The organism is Streptomyces sp. NPDC005761 (genome assembly GCF_040630635.1).
Classification (GTDB): domain Bacteria; phylum Actinomycetota; class Actinomycetes; order Streptomycetales; family Streptomycetaceae; genus Streptomyces.
The window spans coordinates 112,459-121,630 of the sequence record NZ_JBEXXX010000023.1 but is presented as its reverse complement, the minus strand read 5'-3'; the positions used below and the strand labels follow the sequence as shown (position 1 = coordinate 121,630).

Below are 9,172 nucleotides of genomic sequence, written 5' to 3'. Positions count from 1 at the left end.
GGGCCGGAGACGGCGCGCCGTCTCCGGCCCGCGGCTGCGGGGTGCGACGCCCTTTGGTGATGCGTGCGCATAGGGTGGCGAGATGTCGCTGAGCCGTATAGCCCTGTCCTCCGGCCGTTCGATCGAGCTCATCGAGCTGCGTATGTCCTCGACCTACGGAGGCATGGTGGAGGGCTACCCGTGCAAGCCCATCAACGACATGCGGGTGAGCGGCCTTCAGTGGCAGGCTGAGCGTGCGTTTCCCGACACGCCGGTGCATCAGGTTCCACCCTGCCTGACGTATCCGGACCGGACCGCCGGCGCCTTCGGCCCCGTCGAGGTGCTGCCCTCCGTGGCCTGCATCGGCGCCTTCCGCTCGACGGCGGTCGACCCCGAGGCCAACCCGGTGCTGCACCGTTCCGCTCTCACCGTGGTCTGGTTCCAGACCGGCTTGGGTGCGCCGTCGGCCGACGATGCCGACCTTGCGCTGCGCAGCCTTCGCTGGGAGGAACTGGCCCAGGACTACGAGCTCTAGTTGCCCTTGCCCCGCCATCCAGGACGGCCGCCGGCCGCGACAGGCCCGCCGGATCCAGGGGCGAGAAGGCGGCCCGGCCCCCGGGCGTCGGCCGCCCGTCGCTCAGGGGGCGTGACGCGCTGCGTGGAAGAGCACGCGCCGTCGGACGGGACGGGGCCGACCGGATTCGAACCGGCGTCCTCCCACATGCGGTGAAGGCGCGACGACCACTGCGCTACGAACCCCGTCCCACGCATGATCGTACGGAGCGCCCGCGCCCGCCGCCCCTTTATTACCGGATGCGCGGGGCTGAACCCCCCCTGCCGCGTAACGCGGTTGCGCTGCCACGCACATGCCGGCGACCCGCCCGGAGGGCGCCTCCCGCCCCCACGTGGCCCGCGGCCGTCGCGGATGATGCTCTGCCCCGCCGTCCCGGAGACCGGCTCCACCCGTCGGGCACGGCGCTCGGTAACCCAACTGCGCAGCCCACAGCGACGACAGAGGGCTGCCCGGTCGGTGTCCGGCGGACCGTACCCGCTAATGTCCTGCGTTCCAGGGGAGGAGCAGTTATGCATCACGTACGCGCCCAGAAGCACAAGTACAGACCCGGTCGACGCCTGACGGCGCTGGCCGTCACCGCCGCTCTCGCGGCCACCGGGGGAATCCTGTCCGCCGTCCCGGCCACTGCCGCGACGAGCGGCGGCGACGGGACCGGCGCCACTGCCACCGTTTCGGCGGACGCCGCCGACGAGGCTCCGCAGGAGGCGGTCGTACGATTCCCGCTGAACGCGGAGATCGTCAGCGCCGGGGCCACCGGCTTCCTGTCGCGGACCAGCGCCGCCACCCCCGAGTACCGCTGGACGCGGTACGCGGACGGCACGTCGACCGTGCTTCCCGCCGCCGCCTCGGTGACCGGCGGGATCTCGGACATCGTGGTGACGGGGGACGCGGCGGAAATCGACGACAGCCGGTTCCTGAAGGTCCACAACATGGCGACGCCGTCCGCGAAGCCCGTGGAGGTGGACCTCGCCGCGTTCGGCGAGGGCTCCTGGTTCAGCGGCGCGATCGGCTCCACCCTGATCGTCATGGTGCAGGACGAAGAGGGGGACGTGCTGCCCCACCTCGTCACCGTCGAGGGCGGGTCCGTGACCGACCGCGTGGTGACCGGTATGCCCTCGGGGGTCTGTGACCTCAACGCGACCGCGCGCACCGCGCACACCGTCCTGTTCGACTGCGGCCTCGGGTACAACGAGGTCCGCGGCAAGGTCGTCGTCGATCTCGCCACCGCCGCCGTCGTGTCCCAGCACGTCCAGGCCGGGGAGCCCTGGCGCATGGTCGAGGCCGCCGTCTCCGACACCCATGCGGCGTGGCACGAGGCGAGCGGCGCCGCCCGGATCATCCAGGTCGGCCGCCTCGGCACGAACGAACGCAAGCAGATCAAGGCGCCGGGCTACCACGGCGACGACTTCCGGCTGCTCGGCGACTGGGTGATCCAGGGCGAGCCGCGCCCCCTCGAGTACAGCGCAGGGGTGTACGCCGGCGTGAACCCCACGCCCCCGCGGCCCTTCGTCGCGGAGTCGGCGGGGACCGGCGTCACGGTCCCGCTCCTCACCCACGCCTCGTCCTCCGCCCTCGCCCCCGACGGCTCGCTGATGGTCCGCGGCGGCACCACGGCAACGGGGGAAGGTCTCTACCGGGTCGCCCTCGGCGCTGGCGGGAAGCCCGTCGCCACGCTGGTCGCACCGACCGGCCAGGCGACCGCGGTGTCCCTGCTCAGCAGCAAGGTCCCGGCCGTGATCACCGGTGCGCAGCTCGCCAAGGGCGTCGACATGAGCTGGGACCTGTCCCGCGGCGACGCGTACGTGTGGGCGACGCTGGTCCACGTCGGAACGGGGCAGCGACTGCAGTGGCCGCTCGTGCGCGAAGGCGGGACGCCGGCTCGGCGGACCGTCGCCCTGCACTGGAACGGCAAGGAGCTGACGAGCTTCGAATCGACCCGCCCCGCCCTCAACGGCGAGTACACCTGGGAGATCACCGCACGGCCGGACGACGGCATCGGTCCGGAGCTGAAGGCCACCGGACGGTTCACCGTGACGCGTCCCGTGGCCCCGCACGACTACGACGACAACGGCACGCCCGACGTGTTCGTCCGCGACGAGACCGGCCGTCTGGCCCGCTACGGCATGCAGCCGTCAGCGGCGGGCGACAACCTCGTCCATGAGGGCGGCTGGCAGGTCGGCCCCGGCTGGCAGGTGTACGACCGGATGGAATCCGTCGGCAACGTCGCGGGCACGTCCGTGAGCGACGCGATCGCCCGGGACAGGAGCGGTGTCCTCTGGCTCTACGAAGGCACCGGCCTAGGCACGAAGCCGCTCAAGGCCCGGACGAGGATCGGCGGCGGCTGGGGGATCTACGACCGGCTCGCGGGTGGCGGCGACCTGACGAACGACGGCAGGGCCGATCTGGTCGCCACCGACAAGTCCGGCGTCCTCTGGCTGTACAGCGGTACGGGCAACGCCAACGCCCCCTTCTCCGCACGCAAGAGGGTCGGTGGTGGCTGGGGGGTCTACAACGACCTCACCGCCGCCGGAAACCTCGCGGGCGCAGCCGCCGGAGACCTCGTCGCACGCGACAAGGCCGGCACTCTCTGGCTCTACCTCGGCAAGGGCAACGGCACGTTCGCCGCGCGCACGAAGATCGGGTCGGGGTGGAACTCCTACACGGACCTCATCGGCATCGGTGACGCCAACGGCGACGGCCGTTCCGACCTGCTCGCGCTGAAGCGCGGGACGGGCCAGAGCCCCGGGTCGTACTTCTACGCGGGCACCGGCGACTGGCGCGCGCCGTTCAAGGGTGCGAAGGGGAACGGTGTGTTGCCGACCGACCTCTCCTACGAGAGCGGGTTCTGACAACCGTTCCGACAACTGAGCCCTGAGCGCTGAGGCCGCTTCGGGAGGCGGCAGAGCTCGAACGATGCGTCGAACGATGTGAACGGCGTGAGGGTCCGAGTCCGCGGCAAGGCCGGTTCTGTGATCCGTGCCATCGAGGCCGGCAGGGCGGAGCACCTGCTGCAACAGCAGGGCGCCCGGTACCGCGACGGGTCGCGGCACCGGGCGCGGCTTCCCGTGCTTGCTCCGCGGCTTTCAGGAGTCGCGGGCATCAGAGGATGCTGGGGCACGCGCACGCCCCGGGCATCCGAGGATGCTGGGGGCGCGCTCGCCTCGCCGGGTTACCCGTCAGACCGCGTCGCAGGTCCGCGGATTGGTCCACAGGGCCCGGAACTGATCGATGTACCGGTTGGTGACCCACCCGTCGATGACCCGCAGCATCGTGTCGTTGGCGCGGTAGTTGGAGTTCGAGGTCACGTTGTACGAACCGACGAACACGGCCTTGCGCCACTCCCCGGCATACTTCGCGTCGATCAGCGTCAGCTTGTTGTGGTGCCAGCCGTCGCAGCTGATGTCGCCGCTCGGGACACCGTTGGCCAGCAGCTGGTCCCTGCCGCTTGCCTCCTGGACGACGACCTTGACGTCGCACCCGATGCCGCGCAGCCGGTTCAGCTGAGCAATGATGTCCCGGGAGTGGTCACTGCTGTCGAAGAGGCTGGCTTCCAGCCAGACCCGGTCGTTGCCCGTCGTGCACTCGGTGACGCCCGCGAGCACACCCACCAGCGGCTGCTTGGCGTACTGCGGAAAGAAGTACGCCCGGGAGTTCCCGTTGGTTCCGGAGGGCGACTTGTCGTCGTCGCTCCAGGTCACACCGCCCCAGGACCAGTCCTGGTCGTACAGACGACGCCAGTAGTTGACATATCCCGCGAACAGCTCGGCGTCATCACGGACGATCAGCATGTTCTGCGCGTGCTGAGCCTGCCAGCTGCTCAGATTCATCGAGGTCTGCAGCACCAGCTGCGTGTCGCCCTTTTTGATCACGAAGAACTTGTTGTGCATGGCCCCGCTCCACGCATTGTCGGGGTCCTTCATGCACGCGTCCGCGCAGATGCGCAGATCGATGCCTGCGTTGACGAACTTGTCGCGGAGGGTGCTCTGGATGGAACCCACGACGAGGCGGACGCTGACGCCACTCTGCGCGGCCTGTACCAGCGAGTCGGCGACCTCGGCGCCGTAACCGGTGCTCTCCCAGGTGTACATCGCGCCGCGGATGTAGTCGCCGCTCTGCGCGGCTCCTGCCGTGGCGTCGATCTTCGCCTTGATCTTCCGGGGGATCAGAGTGTCGACATTGCCCTCGCCGCCGTAGGTGACGCAGACCTCGTAGTTGCCGTCCTCGGAGCAGGTGCCCTCTGCGGCGACTGCCGGCGGCACCGAGACCGCTGTGAACAGGACGGACATCAGCCCGAGCAGGGCAAAGCGGAATGACCGGAAACGTCCGGCCCATGGGTTCTTCGTCATGCGACATGATCACACCTTGTCGCTCACGCGTACGAGACGGGGCAGCTATTGGCGGGTTCCCGCCGGTGGACGTTCCGCAGCGTCGGCTATCCGGGCAATGGGCAGGTCAGGGGCCTTCCAGCGAGGCTTCTCCACCCGCTCCGTCAAGGATCCTGGAGCCTTCGGGACGTCCCGGCGAGCGGACCATGGAATCCATCAGGACGTTGTGGCCGTCGGCGCCGAGGCGCGTCGCCGACTGTCGCTGTCGAGGCGGCCCTGCCCTCCTCCCTCACTGATTCACGTCATCGAGCGGTTCGCTCTGCCAGCGCCAGCCGGCTGTGCCGTCGTCGTGAATGTGCAGCCAGAACTCGGCCACCGGGGTTCCGTCGGGAAAGGTCATGGTGAGCGCGCCGCGGATCCGCTCGTAGCAGGCGTCGAGCGTCTCCCAGTCCTCCTCGTCGGCAGCCTTCTCCTGCTCGGCGAAGACCGGGCTGAACTCCTCGAAGCCCGCAAGGGCCTCGACGTCCGCGTGCGTCCAGGGCATGTCTGCGCCGGTCACGGTCAGCCGGGCGATCTCCCGGGCGCCGTGGTGGAGGCGCCAGACGGAGGCGTTGTTCTGGTTCGTGTTGGTCACGGCTCCATGGTGCCGGTCACCACTGACAGCCGAGCATGCAGAACGGCCGATGCCGTACGCGCGGTGCGTACGGCATCGGCCACGAGGCTGGGGGCGAGCAGCGCCCAACTGCTGCGCTGCTCAGCTCTGCGAGCCCTCCCCGCGCGGGAAGGAAACCTCCACGCGGCGGTTCTTCTTGCGGCCCTCTTCGGTGGCGTTGCTGGCGATCGGGTACTGCTCGCCATAGCCCCGGATCTCGAAGGTGACGTTCGAGCCCGTGGACTTCACCAGCACCGACTGCACCGCGTCGGCGCGCTGCTTGGAGAGCACGTCACCGTGTGCGGAGGAGCCGAGGTTGTCCGTGAAGCCGAAGACGCGCACCTTGGTGGCGTTCTGCTTCTTGATCTCGGCGCCGATTGCGGCGATGCGGGAGTTGGCGGCGGCGCTCAACTTCGCGCTGTCCTTGCCGAACAGGACCTCGGCCTGGAGCGCGAACTTGATGTCCGCGTTCGTGTCCTCACGTCGCTCCTCGCCGCCCTCGTCCTCGACTACCTGGATGATGTCGAGAACCTTGCCCGGGGCGAGGGTTCCGCCCTCGGGCATCTTGAGGTCCGGATCGCTGCTGTCGAGCTTTACAGGAGGCTCGGACGAAGCCTCGGTACCTGGTGGCACGCTCGGGCCGTCGTCTGCCAGAGCCGTTGTCGCACCGAAGACCGTAGTACCGGCCAGCAGTACTGCTACGGCAATGGATCGCCCCGCAAGTCGGCTTGGCCGGCGCCGTGTGCGCATGTTGTTCATGTCGGCCATCACCCAGAGATCTTCAGCGAAGTGGTGGCAAAGGTGGGCAGCGTGAAGTCGACCTCGGTGCTGGTTTCCGGAGGTGCCGGAAACTGCATGAAGACAGGCGTCGACTTGCCGGGCTGCAGCGGAAGGATCCCTGTCGTGCACAAGCAGTTCGAATCCGTGTCGCGGAGGATGTAGTAGCGCTTCTTGCCTACCTTGTCCACCAGCGTCGCTCCGGCGACAGAGTTCGGGTTCTTTGCCACTACCGCGCTTTCCGACCCGGCCCAGCCAGCCGTGTTCTTTGACTGGTCACCCTCGTTCTTGATCTCTCCTTGAACGGTGATGAAGCCCCCGGAGTCACGCTTGACCTGATTGATGACGATAGTCAGCCCGCCCTGGCCCTTGGCCTCTGCGAGCTTCGCATTCGGATCCACCTTGTCCCCGGCGGCGGTGTCATCCCCCGCGCCCTTGTCCTCTCCCGACGGCTTGGCAGATGTCGAAGATCCGGCACCTTCCTTGCTTCCACCGTCATCACCACCGCAACCGGTGACAACAAGGGTCAGCACAGCCGCCATGGAGGCAGCTGCCACCACCCTTCGGGACTTCGTGGTGCGCCGAATGCTCATGGGTTCAGGTTCCTTTACTCGTCGTTCGCTGTCAGTCGTCGATCAAGTGCACGGCAAAGATCAGCTTGGTCAGGCCGGCCAGTGGGTCAGGGTCTCCCAGATCGATCGGGACATCCCGTCCGTCACAATCGAGGGTGAGTACGGGCAGGTCCGCCGTACCGCCCTCGTCCGCCTCGTCGTCGTCGCCGGAACCGGGCTCCGGAAGACCACCGACCTTGGGACCGCAGCGAAACTCGATCACTGCCGTGGCCGTGGCCGTCGCATGCGTCTTCTCGGTACCGGGAACGACCGAGTCACCCACTGTGTACTGGGTCCTGACCTTGGCCGTGACGCTGTCCTGCCAATAGCCCGTACGCCAACCGAAGTCGATGAGGTCCGAGCGATTGTCTTGGGCAAGCCACGCGGCTTCCGAACGGCCCGCCTGGAAGTACTGATAGCCCGCCAGGAACTCATTGAGACCATTGGGCTCCCGAAGCGCCTGGAGGAGAGGCACACTCAGGTCGTCCCGGGCCCTTTGAGCGGCAGCGAGAGCAGCAGCATCCGCGGCACCCTGGGCGCCGTTACGCGTGGCAGAGGCCTGACCGACAGCAAAGAACGCGAACGCGAGGAAGAGCAGGCCCGCCACCATCACGATGTAGATGGGGAAGGCCTGCCCTGCGTCGCGGCGATTGCGCAGTTCCACTAGCCGGCGGTGATGGAGCTCACCAGGCCGGTGATACGCGTCGTGATCGCGCTGCCGATGCCCGAGGCCACCATGCCACCGATGATCGCGACGACCACCAGGATGATGCCGAGGTACTCGAAGGCCGTCTGGCCGCGGTCCGCGGTCTCGTAGCGCTTCTGGATCTTGGAGACTGCGGTGTTGGCCCAGCCGTTGACGCGGACGGCGGTCTTCAGGGTGATGTTCGACATGGTGTTCCCCTCCAGATTCGGCCGACCGACTGCCGGCCGACTCGCAAGTTCCTTTGTCGTCACTCCCGTTACCGGCTTCCTCCTGGCCGGTGCCGTTTGCGACATGAGAAACATACGGCGGAACACCATGCCCACCAGAGGGTCCCAGGACCCATTCCAGGGCCCAATCGTCCAGTTGGGCCCTGGGCGCCCGGGGATGGGCCCCCGGCCCCGGGCTGACCACGTCTCGCTCGATCCCCCGAAAGGCCATGACTACCTGTCTCCCCGTGTGGCAGGTCCAACGGTGGAAGCCGTGCCGAGCCAGCGGGCGATTGCCTCACTGCGGCTGCCACTGTGCAGCTTGGTGAAGATGCGGTTGATGTGGTTCTTGACCGTCTTCTCGCTGATGAAGCAGGTGGCGGCGATCTGCTGATTGCTCATGCCGGACGCGATCAGATCCATGACCTCCACCTCCCGTGAACTCAGCCCGTAGCGCTGCCTGTCAGGAGTCGTGCCACGCCCCCCGGACACCGCAGACTGTCCCACATCTGGTTGCAGATGCGAAAGACCCTGCGCGGAGACGGCCAGTCGCGCCCCAGATGAGGACTGTTGAGGGGATGGCTGCGGCATGGGCGAATGTGCATACGCATCGTGTTGTTGCGGCAATCCAGGAGCGCGGACGTCGTACCCGGGCTGCTGATACGGAACACCTGAGGTCAGAGCCGTACCCAGCCCTTCGGGCAGAACCGCTCCCTGCGGCCCCGGACCTTGGCGCATATGGGCCAGGAGCGCGTTCGCTGCCGTAGCGGTGAAGTGGGCGCGGCCGCTCTGCGTGTCGCGTACGGCTTGCACCAATTGGTCTGCGGTGAATTCGCCGTGCACCAGGTAGCCACCTGCGCCCAGCCGGAGCGCCTCGTGGACGATCTCGCTCTCGCGGCTGTAGGTCAGCATCATGACCGGTGCGACCTGGACCAGGTGCGGCAGCGCGGAGATGCCGTCCACGCCCGGCATGCGGACGTCGAGCAGCACGACATCCGGACGGTACTGGACAGCCATGTCGTAGGCCTGGCGGCCGTCCGCGGCCTCGGCGACGACTTCGATGTCGTTACGGCCGGAGAGCAGGGCGCCGAGCCCGGCCCGGACCACGGGGTTGTCGTCGGCGACGACGACCCTCATCGGGCCTGGGGCGGGAAGGCCGGGGGCAGGAGGGAAGGCGGGCATGGTTCCGGATGCCGCGGCCTGTTGAGCAACGGGGAACCCTGGGGAGCTGGATTCGGAAGTGACCGGTGTGCCATGCGAGGACGTGTGCTGGGAGGCGTGGTGCTGTGCGGCCCAGTTCTGGCCCGAGGCACGGGAGACGTCGTCCGACATTCTGCGACCT

Annotated in this window: 9 protein-coding genes and 1 tRNA gene; 2 read left to right on the top strand and 8 right to left on the bottom strand. The window is 68.1% G+C overall.

All coding sequences use genetic code 11. The features are described 5' to 3' along the window. The first annotated feature begins 82 nt into the window (after window positions 1-82). The gene (locus tag ABZ434_RS21745) at window positions 83-514 is read left to right on the top strand and encodes a hypothetical protein (protein WP_359139216.1); all 432 of its coding nucleotides are present in this window, start codon (window positions 83-85) and stop codon (window positions 512-514) included. 151 nt (window positions 515-665) lie between these two features. On the opposite strand, the gene ABZ434_RS21740 is transcribed toward ABZ434_RS21745, so the two are convergent. Continuing rightward, window positions 666-738, bottom strand: a tRNA-Ala gene (locus ABZ434_RS21740). A gap of 324 nt (window positions 739-1,062) precedes the next feature. Between ABZ434_RS21740 and ABZ434_RS21735 the strand changes: the two genes are divergently transcribed. Continuing rightward, on the top strand, window positions 1,063-3,402 hold the full coding sequence (locus ABZ434_RS21735; protein WP_359139213.1) for a VCBS repeat-containing protein: 2,340 nt from the start codon (window positions 1,063-1,065) through the stop codon (window positions 3,400-3,402). A gap of 327 nt (window positions 3,403-3,729) precedes the next feature. On the opposite strand, the gene ABZ434_RS21730 is transcribed toward ABZ434_RS21735, so the two are convergent. From ABZ434_RS21730 to ABZ434_RS21700, 7 genes are all read right to left on the bottom strand, one after another. Continuing rightward, the gene (locus ABZ434_RS21730; RefSeq protein WP_359139210.1) at window positions 3,730-4,899 is read right to left on the bottom strand and encodes a phospholipase D-like domain-containing protein; all 1,170 of its coding nucleotides are present in this window, start codon (window positions 4,897-4,899) and stop codon (window positions 3,730-3,732) included. Window positions 4,900-5,167: 268 nt separating this feature from the next. Next, window positions 5,168-5,512: a hypothetical protein gene (locus ABZ434_RS21725; RefSeq protein WP_359139207.1), complete on the bottom strand. Its 345-nt coding sequence runs from the start codon at window positions 5,510-5,512 to the stop codon at window positions 5,168-5,170. Window positions 5,513-5,632: 120 nt separating this feature from the next. After that, window positions 5,633-6,280: an OmpA family protein gene (locus ABZ434_RS21720; protein WP_359139225.1), complete on the bottom strand. Its 648-nt coding sequence runs from the start codon at window positions 6,278-6,280 to the stop codon at window positions 5,633-5,635. 17 nt (window positions 6,281-6,297) lie between these two features. Continuing rightward, window positions 6,298-6,900, bottom strand: coding sequence for a hypothetical protein (locus tag ABZ434_RS21715; RefSeq protein ID WP_359139203.1), 603 nt, complete (start codon window positions 6,898-6,900; stop codon window positions 6,298-6,300). 31 nt (window positions 6,901-6,931) lie between these two features. Further along, on the bottom strand, window positions 6,932-7,582 hold the full coding sequence (locus tag ABZ434_RS21710; RefSeq protein WP_359139200.1) for a pilus assembly protein TadG-related protein: 651 nt from the start codon (window positions 7,580-7,582) through the stop codon (window positions 6,932-6,934). Continuing rightward, window positions 7,582-7,812 carry a hypothetical protein gene (locus tag ABZ434_RS21705; protein ID WP_250967955.1) on the bottom strand — a complete coding sequence of 77 codons (231 nt, stop codon included), beginning with the start codon at window positions 7,810-7,812 and terminating at the stop codon, window positions 7,582-7,584. The genes ABZ434_RS21710 and ABZ434_RS21705 overlap by 1 nt, the downstream gene beginning before the upstream one ends. Before the next feature lie 252 nt (window positions 7,813-8,064). Continuing rightward, window positions 8,065-9,162, bottom strand: coding sequence for a response regulator transcription factor (locus ABZ434_RS21700; RefSeq protein ID WP_359139197.1), 1,098 nt, complete (start codon window positions 9,160-9,162; stop codon window positions 8,065-8,067). Between the last annotated feature and the right edge of the window lie 10 nt (window positions 9,163-9,172).